The sequence below is a fragment of the uncultured Marinobacter sp. genome, from assembly GCF_947488835.1.
Taxonomy (GTDB): Bacteria; Pseudomonadota; Gammaproteobacteria; order Pseudomonadales; family Oleiphilaceae; genus Marinobacter.
Genome location: NZ_CANLBK010000002.1, coordinates 394075 through 410510, shown reverse-complemented (window position 1 = coordinate 410510; position 16436 = coordinate 394075). Strand labels below are relative to the sequence as shown.

Below are 16436 nucleotides of genomic sequence, written 5' to 3'. Positions count from 1 at the left end.
TGAATTCAACTGGAAGCCCATAGAAAGGCTTTTTTATTATTACCTGATGGAAAGGCAGGCTTTCCACCAGATTAGCCGATTCATCAAGGTTGTCTATCGATCGAAAGTGCGATTTTGTATCTGGCTGTAATCAAGCTCGCTCAATCACAGCCCCCTTCGACCAAACCTCAGGTTTCAAGGCTTTTGTGCACAACCTCATAGAGATCTGCGGACAACTCCGCCTTATCGCGAATCTGTTCAAGCGCGGTACGCATCAGTGCGCTGTAGGCAGGTGCAAACTTCTTCCAGCGGGTCAACGGTGCAACCAGCCGAGCAGCAATCTGCGGGTTGCTGTCGTCCAGTCGACACACCTGATCAGCAAGGAAGGCATACCCCGAACCGTCGGGATTATGGAACGCGGCCAGATTCTGACCTGCAAACACCCCGATAACGGAACGTATCTTGTTGGGGTTTTTCCAGTCAAAAGCCGGATGCTTCAAAAGCGCCTGAATCTGCGGTAACTGGCCAGCCCGGTCGCTGGACGCCTGCACGGAGAACCACTGCTCGACAACCTGGGGATCGCTCTGAAAGTGCTCGTAGAAATCTACCAGAGCCTGACTTCTTTCCTCTGCGTAATCGGAGTTAACCAGCGCCCGCAGCGCACCCATGCGATCGGTCATGTTATCGGCATCGCGGAGCTGCTGGAGAGCCAGATCACGCCCGGTATCGTCGTTGATCATCAACAACCAGGCGAGCGCCGTATTCTTCAGACTTCGACGAGCGACAGATTCCGGTGTTACTTCGTACTCTCCGCCACTCATATTACGCTGATAGCACGCGACCAACTCATCCCTCAAAGAGGTTGCAAGATGGCTGAGCACCTGTTCGCGCGTCCGGTGAATAGCCGCCACATCGGGGCTATCCGCCAACTCAATCAGATAGGCCTCAGAAGGCAGATGGAGCATCTTCGCCACCAGCGCCTGATCCAGCGCCCTGTCTGCCAGCAAGGTGCGGTATGCCTCCACCAGGCGAGAATCAATATCGTCCGCCCCGGAGGAATCCACCAGTGACTGAATTACATCAACAGCAAGTCGCTGGCCGGCATCCCAGCGATTGAAGCCATCCGGATCGTGGCTCATCAAAAACACAAGCTGCTCTCGACTCCACGGGTAGACCAACCGCACAGGCGCGGAGAAATGGCGAAGCAACGAAGGCACGGGTTTCTGATACAGCCCATGGAATTCAAACGTATGGCTTGCCTCGGTTAGCTCAAGAACCCGTTCGGTTGGCGCTTTCGCCGCATCGTCTGCGCTTGCCAACCTCAGGGGTAAAGCCTCCCCTTCGGCGCCCAGTAGACCCAAGGCAAAAGGAATATGCTGTGGTTTCTTGTTCGTCTGCCCCGGTGTGTCGGGAATTGCCTGCTGTATCCTGAGGCTGTAAATCCCGCGCTCGGCATCATAGTCGTCTGACACCGTCAGCACTGGCGTACCCGCCTGGTCGTACCACAAGCGAAACTGGGTGAGATCGCGACCGGACGCGTCTTCCATCGCCTTCACGAAATCATCGGTGGTGACGGCGTGGCCATCGTGGCGCTCGAAATACAGATCACTGCCTTTACGGAACAAGTCTGGCCCCAGCAAGGTGTGAATCATGCGCACCACCTCCGCACCCTTTTCATAAATGGTCAGGGTGTAGAAGTTACTGATTTCCATGTACGAAGCCGGGCGCACCGGGTGCGCCATTGGCCCGGCATCTTCAGCAAACTGCGCTGTGCGCAGAAGCGTTACGTCTTCAATTCGCTTGACCGTTGGTGAACCCATATCCGCCGAGAAGGTGGAATCCCGGAATACCGTGAACCCTTCTTTAAGGCTCAACTGAAACCAATCCCGGCAGGTTACCCGGTTGCCAGACCAGTTGTGGAAGTACTCATGGGCAACAATGGATTCAATGCGCTGGAACGCAAGGTCGGTTGCTGTTTCCTGGCTGGCCAGGACGCAGGACGAGTTGAAAATGTTCAGGCCCTTGTTCTCCATGGCCCCCATATTGAAGTCGTCTACGGCAACAATCATGAAGATATCCAGATCGTACTCGCGGCCATAAACCTCTTCATCCCAGCGCATGGAGCGCTTGAGCGAGTCCATGGCATGCTGACACTTGGCAGCATTGCGTGGCTCGACAAATATACGCAAATCGATTTCCCGACCGGAACAGGTTGTAAAAGTATCCTGCTTTTCCACCAGATCGCCCGCCACCAGAGCAAACAGGTAGCTCGGCTTGGGGAACGGATCTTCCCAGGTTACGAAATGGCGCCCGCCTTCAAGGTCCCCCCTGTCCACGTCGTTACCGTTGGACAACAACACCGGGCAACTGGCTTTGTCTGCTTCAATACGGGTGCGGTATCGCGCCATCACATCGGGGCGATCCGGAAAATAGGTAATGCAACGGAAACCCTCGGCTTCACATTGAGTGCAAAACATTCCGGAAGATTTGTACAACCCCTCAAGACGAGTGTTGTTCTGTGGCTCAATCCAGGTCACGACCGTTAACTCGAACTGGGCGGGCACCTTGGCGATAACAAGCTGCGCACCGGTTTCATCATAGTCACTGTCTACTGCCAGTTCCCGGCCATCCAATACAACCCGCTCCAATTTCAGGCTATCGCCATCCAACTCCAGCGGCGCGGATTCCTCGGTGGACTCGGGATTTCGGTGCACGGCTAAAGTGCTGTGCACCCGTGCACCATTTTCAAAGAGCTCGAAGCGAAGGTCGACGGTATCTACCAGGTATGCCGGTACCTTGTATTCGCTCAGGCGGATGGTTGTTGGCTGATTGGTGCGCATTGATAGTCTCCAGATTTCTCAGCCTGAGAAGGACCCGGGGCGGGCCAGTCAGGCGTTATCAGATCGGACGGACAACGGGTATCTTAAGAGCCCATTACCCGGAAACGGACTTCATAACCGGTAAACTTGCGGATATTGATAACCCCGGTGTCGAGGATCAGGTATTGGCCTTTGATGCCCTCAAGAACTCCCTCCACTTCCGGTGTTTTATCCAGGTTATGAGTTTTGATTTTTTCTGGCCAGGTCTGCACGGGGTAGCTCAATTCAAGCCCCCGTTCATCCACTTCGCGAATGGCATCCTGCCCGTGCTCTTCACGCAGCGCGGCGAGATCCTCTGCAATCAGCGCGAGTATCCGCTGGCGCTCCTGCACAAGATCCAACTCCGCAACATCGCCCCTGAGCATGGCGCGCCAGTTTGTGCGATCTGCAACGTGTTTCTTGCAGGCCACCTCAACAAGGCCGGAAAGATACCGCGTAGCCACTCTCAACATGGGAATAGCATCCACTGCACCCTGATCGATCCAGCGCGTTGGCACCTGGGAACCGCGAGTAATGCCTACTTTAAGGCCCGATGAGTTAGCCAGATACACCACATGCTCAATCATGCAATGGGTTTCGCCCCACTCAGGTTCACGGCAGGTGCCCAGGTGGTAATGGCACTTTTCAGGGCTCATGATGCAACTGTCGCAGGAAGCCAGCTTCCGGAAGCAGGGATAACAGTGCCCTTGATTGAAACTCTTTTTCGTTGTCCGGTCACAGTTTACGCAGCGAATCACACCCTCGAAATCAAAGCGTAAGGGCTGGCCTATGAGCTCATTCATTTCCACTCGCGCGTCACCCACAGCCAGTACATAGGACACTGGGTCGCCAGCTTCTGCGGGCATTTTTCTGAGACGCCCGGTTACATCCGCAAAATCGCTCAAGATTTGACCTCAACAAACTGATTGGGATCGGCATTGTTCTCGCCCGGCTGATTACGACGCACGGAGGGGTCGCATGCGGTGCCTGCCTTGATCCCACGATCGAGGTAACCTACGCGCTCCTGCTCAGGGATGTTATGCAGGTTCTCATAATAAATGACGGCCTCCAGGCTAATCTCCCGCTGCTGGGGCGTTAATTTGCGACCATCCGGCCACTTTCCGAGTTCTATAGACTGTTTCAGACTCTGATAAACATTAGGATCGAGTCGCTCGATAAGCTCTTCGTAAGTCATCCGGTTCTCCTGAAAAAACCTTCATAAAAAAGTAGAGTAATCGTTTGACAGATGCAAACGATAATGATTATCATTGCCCTACCAAATGACGACGGTCGTATCATTTGGTCTCTCTCATCAGGAGCAATAAGCTTCTTTTATACCCCACTTCTGGTGGGGTTTTTTTATGCTTTCTGTTTATTGCCAGCCGGCAAAATAACAGCTATCGCCAAGCCAGCAACAAAGCCACCCAGATGCGCCTCATTGGCCATACTCCCCAGCCCCAGCATCTCGGGCAAGGGCGTAAACCCGATCACCATCCACACTACTGCAAAGGTTACCAGCGCGGGCGGGAACTGGAATCTTGGATGCGTTCGCTGGCTCAGCCAGCAATAACCGAGGATGCCGTAAACCACTCCGGAAAGGCCACCAAAAAGCGGCCCCGACACAACGTATTGCAACACGTTGGAGAAAAGACTAGTAACGATAAAAAGCACAATCAACCGGCCACGCCCATCAAACCATTCCACCTGGCTACCCAGAAACCACAGCATCACGGAATTGAAAACAATGTGAGTCCAGCTGAAGTGCAGAAAGTCAGGGGTGAATAACCGCCAGATTTGGCCACTGGCGAGCGTTGCCGAAAGCGCATCCAGACTCCCTGCCATGGGACTCCAGTCGTAAGCTCGGGGATCGATGATCAACAAGCTGAACGTGAACTGATTGCTGCCCAGGCTTGTAAACCAGGCCATCAACACACCCAGTACAATGATACCAAGAACCAGCGGCGCATGCCGGGGGGACGGCTGCCATCGCCCTGCCACGAATACAGGCGAGTGATTCTGGTGCTCAACAGCCTGACGGATACCCGGCTCGGCAAGGAATCGCTCCAGAGCCTCCAAAACTGGCTCGGCATGCTCTGAATGCTCCAGCCACAGCACCTGGAAACCACCCTCTTCACTGATTCTGTGGGGCACTCCCTGGCTCCTTAGCCACTGGCTAAACCCGCCAAGATCTACACTGGCATCTAACTGCTTTACTCGGTACACAATCTACCTTGCCTCGCGGGTTATTCAGACTGACAACTCGGACCGCCGTGTTAGCGAGCGACGCTGTCCTCACTGGTGGGATAATCCGGGGAATCCTTATGATCCCGAGCCACATTGACCCAAACAAACTTGTCGGGGGAAAGTTCTCGTTCGCCGTCCATCCGGTACGCCACCAGCCTGCCGTATTTCACAGCACTGAAATCAATGCAGGCGACGTTGGACTTAAGCGGCGCAGGCTCACTATCCATCCAGTAATGCCCAACGAATACCGGCGGTGCATCCAGCGGGTAACTGATCAGCTGCTTGCGCTCGTCGTCGCTAAGAAGCCGCCCCGCCACTTCTGGCGGTAAGGGGTCAGGCTGGAAGACTACATCGGCATAGGTGCGGGGATCGTCGGCCCAGAACTTGGTACGGAAAAACTCTCGGACGTAGCCATCCCGCCCGGTTATTTTTACACCCTGAGGAAGGCGTAAATCTGTGCCCCGCAATAAGGTGTCCATAACCTGCCCTGCAAAGGAATCGATTGCCGCAGAAGCGTGCAGGAAATCTTCATCGATGCAGGCGCCGCCTTGAACCTGCTTGAACTTCTGAATGAGCTCGTCATCCCAGCAGGCGTGAACTGCGCGAAAGTCGTCTTCCTCGATAAACAAGGGAATGGTGTAAAACCACTCAAGGAAGTCATTCCACTCGTGAGGGTGGGCTTCGAACTGCTCCAGGGTTTCCCGGATCAGGCGGTCATGTCGCGGGTTATGTTCCCTCAGCCATGTTTTACCGCTGCCCGCCCGCGCCCGTGTGCAGTAGCCCAGGGCGTTGTACTCATGGTTTCCCATCACAATACGCGCGGAACCCCGCTCGACCATGTTCCTGACCAGATGCAGCGCTTCACGAATTCTCGGACCACGATCAATAATATCGCCAATGAACACAGCTTGCCGCCGGCGGTGCTGGTATACGCCATTCACCTTGCTGTATCCCATCTGCTCGAGCAACATCGCAAGCGTATTCGCACAGCCGTGAATATCACCGATAATGTCGTAACCACGACTTGCAGTATGCTTAATTCCAGCCATGATCAACTCGCTGCTATTTCACTTGCCCAGCCAAGCTTGTCGCGGCAGGTGGCATAGAAATTATGGTCTGTAGGGTGAATCAGCCGAATTTTAAAGGGCTTTTTAGCAATTCGGATGATATCGCCCGGCGCGCAGGCAATATTCATCTGACCATCAAAACTGATTTGCGGATAGGTTTCGTTGGTTTCCCCGACAACCAATTTAATCTCGCTCTTTCCATCTACCACAATCGGGCGACTGCTGAGGGTATGAGGGAACATGGGCACCAGGACAATGGCGTCCAGTTTGGGATGCATAATCGGCCCACCCGCTGAGAGTGAATAGGCCGTAGACCCTGTAGGAGTCGACACAATCAGACCGTCCGACCGCTGGCTGTAAACGAAATGCCCATCAATATACAAATCAAAGCCGATCATACGGGTAGATTTACCCGGATGCAGCACGACATCATTCAGAGCTGTGCCAAAGCCCAACGGCTGGCCATTACGCTCTACATTGCCGTCAAGTAGAAACCGCGTCTCCTCAATGTACTCACCTTCAAGCACCTTGCCGAGACGCTCTTCCAGATCAACGGGCGAAATATCCGTCAGAAAGCCCAAGCGGCCGCGGTTAACACCAAGCAGAGGAATCTTGGACTTAGCCAGCTCCCGGGCTGCCCCCAACAAGCTTCCATCACCGCCAACAACAATAACCAGATCGCAGATCTCGCCAAGCAGCTTTTTGCTGGCAACCTGCAAACCGTGGCCAGGCAACATGCTCGCCGTGTCTTCCTCTAGGATAACGTGGTAATGGTTGGCGACCAGATATTGTTTAAGCTGGCGCAGTGATTCAACCACCTTAACGCTGCCCATCCGGCCGATGACGCCTATGTTTCTGAACTGGTCCATGAATTATCCTGTGGTGTCGCCCGTTTCAATCTGACCTACAGTCTAACGAAAGTCACCCCGATACTGAAAATTGTTCTGTGGCGCCCTTCGGCAGGCCGTTTAGTTTCAGAGCTGGTGGTTCTCGCAACGGTCGTCGACTCCAGGCTGAAACTCCCCGGGTTGGCTGACTCTCAACAAGGGTTCACCACAGCAAGTATCACCGTCGAGCGCCTGCTGACAAACCGGGTTCTCATAGTGGGCGAGCCACTGAAGATAGGCCGGCTCGTTCATGCCACAACGCTCCGCTGCATAAGCGGTCGGGTTACCAAAGTAGTTTTCAATTTGCCGGTAGGGCACCGTCAGGTGACCAACACCCGAGTGGTAGGCAACCAGAAATACAGATTCGGATTTCAGGTGCCCCATAATACTGTTTTCAGGTGGTTCACGGTTCCGAAGTTCGTGCACTTCCTGCTCCAGAGCAACAAGTTTTTCATCCCGGTGCTCCAACTCACGCTGTTTGCGGTCGAGCTGCTCCCTTAGCAAAACCAACTCCGCTGTTGCGTTGGCATCCCCCCGACTGGCTTCAGGGTTAGCGGTTGCCATTTGCTCCTGCATGCTGAGATATTGCTGATTACGCTCCGCCAACCGCTGCTTCAACTGCTCATTGCCTACGCGCTGGCGCTCATATTTTTGCTCCAGATCAGCTATTTCATTGCTCAGGGTCTTGATCTCGAGCCTGTGCTCCCTGTTGACTTCAGATAGCATGTCCCGGTGCACGCTTTGCAGGGTTTTGATGCGCAGGCGCTGTTCACGGATCAGTTGTGCAAGGCGCGCCCGATCGGCGCCGATGCGGGATTCGTCATCCATTGCCGCAACCTGCTCCCCGCCCCGTAACACAGGGATATTCTCCTCTTCGGGCTCAACAAGGCGAAATTTAAGGGCGTTGGCTTTGACCGCTTTTCGGATTAGCTGGAAATGGTTGTTGCCCGGCGTCATATCCGGGTCCCATAACTCAGAAGTGTGCTGGGGATCGGGGCAAAGGCTGCGACAGACAAGGCGAATCGCACCGCCTCCCATATTCGGACCTTTTGCACCCTTGCGAGCCAGCTCTTCGATGGGCACATTCCAGCTGCTGTCAGCTCTGCCTTCTTCGTCAAACCAGATGCGGAAAAACACGAGCGAACGCACGAGAAGGTCGCCGCCAAGCTCCACAAGAACGGCTTTAACATCGGTTTCAGCAAGGTCCGATAACCCTACGTAGCCGTCCAGAAAAGCGCCAAACTCGCTGGCCCGCATCTGCCGAGCCACCTCGTTGCCCTCTATGAAGAAAACCGCCGAATAATCATCCGTTGCCTGGCGGGCAGATACCATTACAGACTCCCCAAAATCAAAAAAACTCTCTGACAGACTGCAAGTCTAGTCAGAGAGTTTCCGATGCATAGGTAAAAACTGCAACGTTTTGTGATCAGATCTGAGAGGCCAGTCGGCTACCTTGATCAATTGCACGCTTGGCATCCAGTTCTGCCGCAACATCTGATCCGCCGATCAGGTGTACTGGCAGTCCTGCCGCTTCAAGCCCGCTTTGCAGCTCACGCAACGGCTCCTGACCAGCACACATAATGATGGTATCTACTGACAGCAAGCGATCTTCGCCCTGCTCTGCGCCTTTAGGGGTAACAGTGATGTGCAGGCCTTCGTCGTCAATCTTGCGATAAGTGACACCAGGAACCATCTGCACATTGCGGTTTTTGAGAGATGTTCTGTGAATCCACCCCGTGGTCTTACCCAGGTTTTTACCCACTTTGGAGGTCTTACGCTGGAGCAGGAAGACTTCACGGGCAGGCTCAGGAACTTCCGCCTTCACACCCTTGATGCCCCCTCGGTGTTCAGCGGTAAGATCCACGCCCCACTCGCGCATGAACAGTTCAGTGTCCAACGCTGCAGAAGTACCCTTGTGGATAATGAACTCAGATACGTCGAAGCCGATACCGCCCGCACCGATAACAGCAACCTTCTGCCCTACCGGCTTACGCTCAAGCAGTGCATCCAGATAGCCAATCACTTTCGGGTGATCTACACCTTCGATATCCGGTGTGCGGGGTTCTACACCCGTTGCCAGCACAACCTCATCAAAGCCGCCTGCTTTCAGGTCATCCACGCTCACACGTGTTTCCAAGCGAACATCTACGCCGTGCTTATCCAGCATTACGCGGAAATAGCGCAGGGTTTCGTAAAATTCTTCTTTACCGGGAATCAGCTTGGCTACGTTGAACTGGCCACCGATTTCTTTGCCCGCATCAAACAGGGTCACTTTATGACCGCGCTCTGCGGCCACCGACGCAAACGCCATTCCGGCAGGGCCGGCACCTACAACAGCAATCGACTTAGGCGAAGCCGTTTTTACATAGGTCAGCTCAGTTTCATGGCAGGCGCGCGGGTTTACCAAGCACGACGTCAGCTTGCCGCTGAAGGTGTGATCCAGGCAGGCCTGGTTACAACCTATACAGGTGTTAATTTCTTCGGCACGGTCTTCGGCAGCTTTCAGTACAAGGTCGGCATCTGCCAGGAAGGGGCGGGCCATGGACACCATATCGGCATCGCCTTCTGCCAGGATCTTTTCGGCCACATCCGGCATGTTGATGCGGTTTGTGGTGACCAAAGGAATACTGACTTCGCCCTTAAGCCGCGCCGTAACCTTGGTGAACGCACCCCGGGGAACAGAGGTGGCAATAGTAGGAACTCGGGCTTCATGCCAGCCAATGCCGGTATTGATAATGGTCGCACCGGCCTTTTCGATTTCCTTGGCCAGCTGCACCACTTCTTCCCAAGTGCTGCCGTCTTCAATCAGGTCGAGCATGGAAAGGCGATAAACCAAGATGAAGTTTTCTCCAACCCGCTCACGTGTACGGCGCACAATTTCGATGGGCAGGCGGATGCGGTTTTCATAGCTGCCGCCCCACTGATCCGTGCGGTGGTTAGTATGAGACACAATAAACTGGTTAATGAAATAGCCTTCGGAGCCCATAATTTCCACGCCGTCATAACCCGCTTTTTGCGCGAGCTGTGCACACACAGCGTAATCCTCAATCTGCTTCTCAATACCGGCTTCATCCAGTTCTTTTGGCTTGAACGGGTTGATCGGCGCCTGGATAGCAGACGGGGCAACCAATGCAGGGGAATAAGCGTAACGGCCCGCATGAAGAATCTGCATGCAGATTTTGCCATCGGCTTTGTGCACGGCGCTGGTGATGACCTTGTGCTTTTCCACTTCTTCGTCGTTGGTCAACTTGGCCGCGCCTTGGAAAACGGCGCCTTCCGGGTTGGGCGCTATGCCACCGGTTACAATCAGGCCAACACCCCCGCGAGCGCGTTCAGCGTAAAACTCGCCAAGGCGTTGGAAGCCATTTTTGGCTTCTTCCAGACCAGTGTGCATGGATCCCATCAGCGTGCGGTTGCGCAGCTTGGTGAAACCCAAGTCCAGCGGCTCAAGCAGGTTGGGATACTTGGCAAGGCCTGGTGTGGTATTGGTGGTCATCATCGGTCTCCTCAGAATGGTCACTGGCAGAGTCGTGGCCGCCCTGCTCTTTTTTAATGCTGTCTAAAGTACCCATGCGGGTTGCGTTCAACAATATCCGTGAATAACATTCTATTATCCTCAGATGACAGCGAGTGGCGAATCCACATGAACACACCCCCCGCTCAACCACCCCTGGACCGCAACCCCCTCGGCGATATCAGCGTTCTTTATGTTTCGGTACTGCTCCGGGCTGCCGACGCTGAAGGTGTCAATGTGCAGGAGCTAAGTCGCCACTTTCAGCTCAATGAACAAACGCTGTCCTCTCCTGAGACTCGTATCAGCCTTCCGCGTTTTATGAGACTGGGGCATGCCGCCATTCAAGCTTGCAACAACACCACACTGGGGCTGCGCATCGGCGCCTTGACGAGGCCTGTAGATGCAGGCCTGGCAGGGCTTGCAGGTGAATGCGCCAGCACTGTCGGCAAAGCTGCACAAACACTGATCCGCTACTCCCTTCTGACCAGCCGTAATAGCCGTGGCATACCAAAAGTGGAGGCAGATAAACGTCTGATCCAGTTTTACTCTATCCGGCCTTACAACGCGTTTAACTACTTTGTTGTGGACTCAGTGCTAAGTGCCTGGACTCAGTTTCTACGCACGGTGAGCGGGCAATGGGATGTGCTGGAAAAAGTCTCCATAGAATACCCATCCACTGGTATGGATGAACTGTTTGAAGCCTGGTTTCGCTGCCCGGTACAGTTTGGGGCCGCCTCAAACAGCATAACGGTGCGGCAAGACATATGGAGACAAGACACTCTGCAAGCACAATCAGCAATACATGAAAAGCTGACACTGCTGTGCGAAGTGGAAATGCGGGAGATTCAGAGAGGATGGACAACAGGCGATAGAGTAAAGAGCCTGTTAACGCCGTTATTTCGAGGAGAGACACCGAGCCTTGAAACCATTGCCTCGAAGTTGGGGGTTACACCATGGACACTGCAGCGACAGCTTGCTTCTGAAAACACAGGGTTCAGAGAGTTGATGGACGAAACCAGAAAGCAGTTGGCGAGAGACTATATTAGGGAAACAGATACATCGTTATCAGAAATTGCCTGGCTATTGGGTTTTTCCAACCCAGCGGCATTGCACAAGGCATACCGCCGCTGGTTTGAAATAAGCCCGGGGGAACACCGGAAACAGTTCCGTGCCACCCCTTAGCATTACTTGTTCAGATGCTCAGCGTGGAAGCGCAGGTGCTCCCCGATGAAGCTGGCAATGAAGTAATAACTGTGGTCATAGCCTTCGTGTCGATTCAGTGTCAGCGGATAGCCACTCACCTTGGCCGCCGCTTCCAGCGCTTCGGGTTTGAGCTGCTCAACCAGGAAGTTATCAGCCTCACCCTGATCTACCAGCGCAGGCACAAACTCAGTCGCCTTTTTCATCAGCAAGCTGGAGTCATACTCAGCCCAGCTGCCGGTATCATCACCCAGGTAGGCGGTGAATGCTTTTTTGCCCCAAGGGCAATCCACTGGATTACTGATTGGGCTGAAAGCCGATACAGACTGATAGCGCTCGGGATTGCGCATCGCCAGCACCAGCGCACCGTGACCACCCATGGAGTGACCGAAAATTGACCGCTTATCACTCACTGGGAAAACAGACTCGATAAGGTTCGGCAGTTCATTCAGCACATAATCGTACATGCGGTAGTGCCGGTTCCAGGGCGCCTGAGTGGCGTTTACATAGAACCCCGCCCCTTTACCCAAGTCGTAGGCTTCGTCATCTGCCACATCATCACCGCGAGGGCTGGTGTCAGGTGCGATAATAGCAACGCCCAATTCAGCAGCCATCTGGTGAGCAGCCGCTTTCTGCATGAAATTTTCATCGGTGCAGGTTAAGCCAGACAACCAGTATAGGGCTGGCACCTTGTTACCGTTGGCAGCCTGCGGCGGCAGATAAATAGCAAAACGCATATCGCAATTCAGCGTCTCTGAATGATGGCTGTACTGCTTGTGCCAACCACCGAAACTTTTGTTTCTGCTAATATTTTCAATATTCATTGCAATCTCCCTGATAAATGGTCGCCTGCGCCATGCGCAGACGACCCTCCTCGTTATTTGTCAAAATGAATAACGGTACGAATACTCTTGCCTTCGTGCATCAAATCGAAGGCTTCATTGATCTTCTCCAGACCCATGGTGTGAGTAATAAAGTCGTTAAGCTTGAACTCGCCTTTCATGTACTGCTCAACAATACCCGGCAACTCTGAACGCCCTTTCACACCACCGAATGCAGACCCTCTCCAAACCCGGCCGGTGACCAGCTGGAATGGGCGGGTAGATATTTCCTGGCCGGCACCGGCAACACCGATAACCACCGACTCACCCCAGCCTTTGTGGCAGCACTCAAGGGCAGAACGCATCACATCCACATTACCAATACACTCGAAGGAGTAGTCGACACCGCCATCGGTCAGCTCAACAATCACTTCCTGAATCGGCTTGTCGTAATCCTTCGGGTTAATACAATCGGTCGCGCCAAGCTGACGGGCCAACTCAAACTTGCTCTCGTTAATATCGATGGCAATGATGCGACTGGCTTTTGCCATGGTGGCGCCGATAACCGCTGAGAGGCCGATACCGCCCATACCGAAAATGGCCACTGTGGCGCCCTCTTCTACTTTGGCGGTATTCATCACCGCACCCATGCCGGTGGTCACACCGCAACCGAGCAAGCAGACTTCTTCAAGTGGTGCGTCTTTGTTGACCTTTGCCAGCGCAATCTCGGGCAGTACTGTGTACTCAGAGAAGGTTGAGCAGCCCATATAGTGGTAAATAGGCTCCCCATTGATAGAGAAGCGCGTGGTGCCGTCTGGCATCAAGCCCTTACCCTGAGTTTCACGAATCTTCTGGCACAGGTTTGTTTTGCCAGAAGTACAGAATTTACACTCACCACACTCAGGGGTATAAAGCGGGATTACGTGATCACCCACCTGAACGCTGGTTACACCTTCACCGATAGACTCAACAATGCCGCCACCTTCGTGCCCAAGGATGGCAGGGAAGATGCCCTCGGGGTCTTCACCTGACAGGGTAAAGGCGTCGGTGTGACACACTCCACTGGCAATAACACGAATTCGCACTTCACCGGCCTGCGGCGGCATAACATCCACTTCTTCAATAGACAGAGGCTGTTTCGGGCCCCAAGCGATAGCGGCTTTGGATTTGATTGTTTTAGTCATGTGGCTCTCCGGTCTATGTTTTAGCTCTGGCAGAGGTTTCTGCCACCATGAAGAACATACTATAGTCTACCGCCCTGATTGATAATCCCATATTATATAAACTCACCTTTACCAGTGAGCAACAATAAGGAAGAGCAAATTCCAGAAACATTAGCTCTTTCCAGATGAGTTCAAATCACAGCACGGGAAGCAGAGCATGCATATTTGGGAGGGAATAAGTGAGTTTGTAGCAGTGGCGGAAGAAGAAAGCTTTACCGCCGCTGGGAAACAACTAGGAATTTCTACCGCACAAGTAAGCCGTCAGGTCAGCGCGCTGGAAGCCAGACTTTCAACCAAATTGTTTTACCGCACCACCCGCAGGGTTTCAGTGACCGAAGCCGGACAGATTTACTACCAGCAATGCAGACAAGTGCTCGACGGGCTAGAAGAAGCGGAACGCACCATGACCAACCTGCAGATGGTGCCCAAAGGCCAGCTAAGGCTAACAGCCCCTGTGACCTTCGGCGAAAAAAACATTGCCCCACTGGTGAACAATTTCGTGCTGCGCTACCCGGAACTTCAGGTACAGCTAAACCTGACCAACCAAAAACTGGATTTGGTGGCAGGCGGTTACGACCTGGCAATACGCTTGGGCAAGCTTGAAGACTCCAGCATGATGGCAAAGCGCTTATCCTCAAGAACTCTGCATGTGTGCGCCTCACCCGCTTATCTATCAGCCTTCGGTACGCCCCACTCCCTTTCAGAACTGGACAAGCATAATTGTCTTCAGGGTAATCTGGATTACTGGCGGTTTCAGGTGATGGGAAAGCCACAGAATGTCCGAATCAAAGGCAACATAATGTGTGACAGCGGCTGGGCGTTACTGGATGCAGCCCTGAAAGGCATAGGCATAGTGCAACTGCCGGATTACTACGTTCAACCCGCGCTGGCTTCCTGCAAGCTGGTTAGCCTGTTACAGCCGTACCAAGAAGCTGATGATGGCATCTGGGCCATTTACCCACACAATCGCCATTTATCGCCCAAGGTTCGGATGCTGCTGGACTACTTGAGTGAAACACTGCAGACGAAGTGACTGCATCGCATCGGCGGGCGCAAGGAAATAACAGGGAGACTAAAACGAAAAAAGCCGTTAACTGCGATGCAGCTAACGGCTTTTCAAAATAGTGGCGGAGCGGACGGGACTCGAACCCGCGACCCCCGGCGTGACAGGCCGGTATTCTAACCAACTGAACTACCGCTCCACAGTTATAACCGATTGCTTTTCAAATACTTTCAAAGCGCTGCAATCTCTAAAAGATTGCTCGATGACAACGAGAGCGCATTATAAAGAGGTGCATGATTAAGTCAACGCCTTTTCTGAAAAAATCTATAAATCCCGCCTATTACATGGCATCAACCATCGCATCTTTGCCTTGAGCTGTTTTCCGATACTCTATCGGCGTCATGCCAGACCAGCGTTTGAACGCGCGGTAAAAGGTACTCGGCTCGGAAAACCCGGTGAGGTAGACAATCTCATCAATCGACTCATCTGTGGTTGCCAGCAGCTGCCGGGCCAGGCGGTAACGGAAGTCTGCCAAAACCTGGTTAAAGCTGGTTTCAGCCTCGGTAAGCCGCGTACGCAGCGTACGAGGCTTTATGTCCAACCGTGTAGCTACCGAGTCCAGCGTTACTTCACCGCTATCCAATAGCTCAGCAACAATACGTTCCACCTGCCCGACAATATCCTTTTTCTCCAGCCGAGCCACCTGCTCACTGGCAAAGCGCTCATGCAAATCCAGGAGCTCTGGCTCAGCATGGGGCGACGCGTGAGCAAGCAAACTTACAGGAAAGTACAAGCGGTTTTCCTGAGCACCAAACACCACGTCGCAACCCAGCAATTCCGCAACGTACTCGCGCCCTTCTTCACGCTCATGTTCAAACTCAACCCGCGACGGACGGAACTCGTTATCGGTGATAGATCGGAAAAAGGTAAGCAAACCCTGCACAAAGCACTCGTTAAAATGTCGCAGGCGTCGGACTTCATCAGAGGCTGCATCCAGAACCATGCAGGCTTCCTCACCCTCAATGAAGAAATCTGTATTGGCGGCATCACTTAACAGGCGCTGGTAGTTCTGTGCGCGGCGTAGCCCTTCACCAAACGTAGGGCTACTCAAAAACAGATACTCGAGAACCTGGCCTTTATAAACTGGCAAAAGCTGCCCAAGGTGGAGCCCGATATCAGGATCACCGGATACATCTTCTACCGCCTGCCAGAAAAACATCTGGGCACTATGGGGCGTGCGTAGCTGTTCGGTGTACACATACTCCGCATTCACGCCAAGTCTGCTGAAAATAAGATCGGTATCAAGACCCTTCTTTTTCATTGCCTCGTAGATAAGGCGCAGCATCACGCCCGCGTCACGTAGTTCCTGCATATAATCCCGCTATGTATCTATTGGATACTGCTTTGGCCCGGCAGACACCCGCCGGAACACCCCAAGTCAATGCGTCATCTGGACGGGTTTGCCAGACTGATGGCAGGCCTGAAATCAATACCTGCATCAGTCCTGAAACTGCCCGACTTGCTCAGTCGCTTACTTAGACTATCGTCTTTTATTAGAGCATATCAGGCCACAGACGCACAGTTGTAACAGAATCCATGCGTATCAGGTACCTGCATCTAACTACTTTCACCAATCTTTC

The 16436-nt window shown here is 53.4% G+C and carries 13 protein-coding genes and 1 tRNA gene; 2 read left to right on the top strand and 12 right to left on the bottom strand.

Features of this window, described 5'->3' with window-relative positions:
- Positions 1–167 precede the first annotated feature (167 nt).
- From pepN to Q0824_RS10820, 8 genes are all read right to left on the bottom strand, one after another.
- The gene (gene pepN / locus Q0824_RS10855; protein ID WP_298450236.1) at positions 168–2819 is read right to left on the bottom strand and encodes an aminopeptidase N; all 2652 of its coding nucleotides are present in this window, start codon (positions 2817–2819) and stop codon (positions 168–170) included.
- A gap of 83 nt (positions 2820–2902) precedes the next feature.
- Positions 2903–3742: a DUF2797 domain-containing protein gene (locus tag Q0824_RS10850; RefSeq protein WP_298450234.1), complete on the bottom strand. Its 840-nt coding sequence runs from the start codon at positions 3740–3742 to the stop codon at positions 2903–2905.
- On the bottom strand, positions 3739–4032 hold the full coding sequence (locus Q0824_RS10845) for a DUF1315 family protein (protein WP_298450232.1): 294 nt from the start codon (positions 4030–4032) through the stop codon (positions 3739–3741). Before Q0824_RS10845 ends, Q0824_RS10850 begins: the two co-directional genes overlap by 4 nt.
- A 164-nt stretch (positions 4033–4196) precedes the next feature.
- A complete protein-coding gene (locus Q0824_RS10840) occupies positions 4197–5060 on the bottom strand; it encodes a rhomboid family intramembrane serine protease (RefSeq protein ID WP_298450231.1) in 864 nt (287 codons plus the stop codon).
- A gap of 50 nt (positions 5061–5110) precedes the next feature.
- Positions 5111–6130, bottom strand: a complete 1020-nt coding sequence (locus tag Q0824_RS10835) for a metallophosphoesterase (RefSeq protein ID WP_298450229.1) — start codon at positions 6128–6130, stop codon at positions 5111–5113.
- A gap of 2 nt (positions 6131–6132) precedes the next feature.
- Positions 6133–7017, bottom strand: coding sequence for an NAD(+) kinase (locus Q0824_RS10830; RefSeq protein ID WP_200370018.1), 885 nt, complete (start codon positions 7015–7017; stop codon positions 6133–6135).
- A 105-nt stretch (positions 7018–7122) separates the two neighbouring features.
- Positions 7123–8367 carry a DNA repair protein gene (locus tag Q0824_RS10825; RefSeq protein ID WP_298450227.1) on the bottom strand — a complete coding sequence of 415 codons (1245 nt, stop codon included), beginning with the start codon at positions 8365–8367 and terminating at the stop codon, positions 7123–7125.
- Positions 8368–8461: 94 nt separating this feature from the next.
- Entirely contained in the window at positions 8462–10531 is a 2070-nt protein-coding gene (locus Q0824_RS10820; RefSeq protein ID WP_298450225.1) for an NADPH-dependent 2,4-dienoyl-CoA reductase, read from the bottom strand.
- 147 nt (positions 10532–10678) lie between these two features.
- Between Q0824_RS10820 and Q0824_RS10815 the strand changes: the two genes are divergently transcribed.
- Positions 10679–11731 (top strand): AraC family transcriptional regulator, encoded by a 1053-nt coding sequence (locus tag Q0824_RS10815; protein ID WP_298450223.1) that lies wholly within the window; start codon positions 10679–10681, stop codon positions 11729–11731.
- Between the two features lie 2 nt (positions 11732–11733).
- On the opposite strand, the gene fghA is transcribed toward Q0824_RS10815, so the two are convergent.
- Both fghA and Q0824_RS10805 read right to left on the bottom strand, forming a co-directional pair.
- Positions 11734–12573, bottom strand: a complete 840-nt coding sequence (gene fghA / locus Q0824_RS10810; RefSeq protein ID WP_298450220.1) for an S-formylglutathione hydrolase — start codon at positions 12571–12573, stop codon at positions 11734–11736.
- 53 nt (positions 12574–12626) lie between these two features.
- Entirely contained in the window at positions 12627–13754 is a 1128-nt protein-coding gene (locus Q0824_RS10805; protein ID WP_298450218.1) for an S-(hydroxymethyl)glutathione dehydrogenase/class III alcohol dehydrogenase, read from the bottom strand.
- Between the two features lie 196 nt (positions 13755–13950).
- Between Q0824_RS10805 and Q0824_RS10800 the strand changes: the two genes are divergently transcribed.
- The gene (locus Q0824_RS10800; RefSeq protein WP_298450216.1) at positions 13951–14826 is read left to right on the top strand and encodes a LysR substrate-binding domain-containing protein; all 876 of its coding nucleotides are present in this window, start codon (positions 13951–13953) and stop codon (positions 14824–14826) included.
- A 92-nt stretch (positions 14827–14918) separates the two neighbouring features.
- Here the strand turns inward: Q0824_RS10800 and Q0824_RS10795 are convergent.
- Positions 14919–14995: transfer RNA gene (locus Q0824_RS10795), tRNA-Asp, on the bottom strand.
- Between the two features lie 141 nt (positions 14996–15136).
- Complete coding sequence (locus tag Q0824_RS10790) at positions 15137–16168, bottom strand: AraC family transcriptional regulator (RefSeq protein WP_298450213.1); 1032 nt, start codon at positions 16166–16168, stop codon at positions 15137–15139.
- Between the last annotated feature and the right edge of the window lie 268 nt (positions 16169–16436).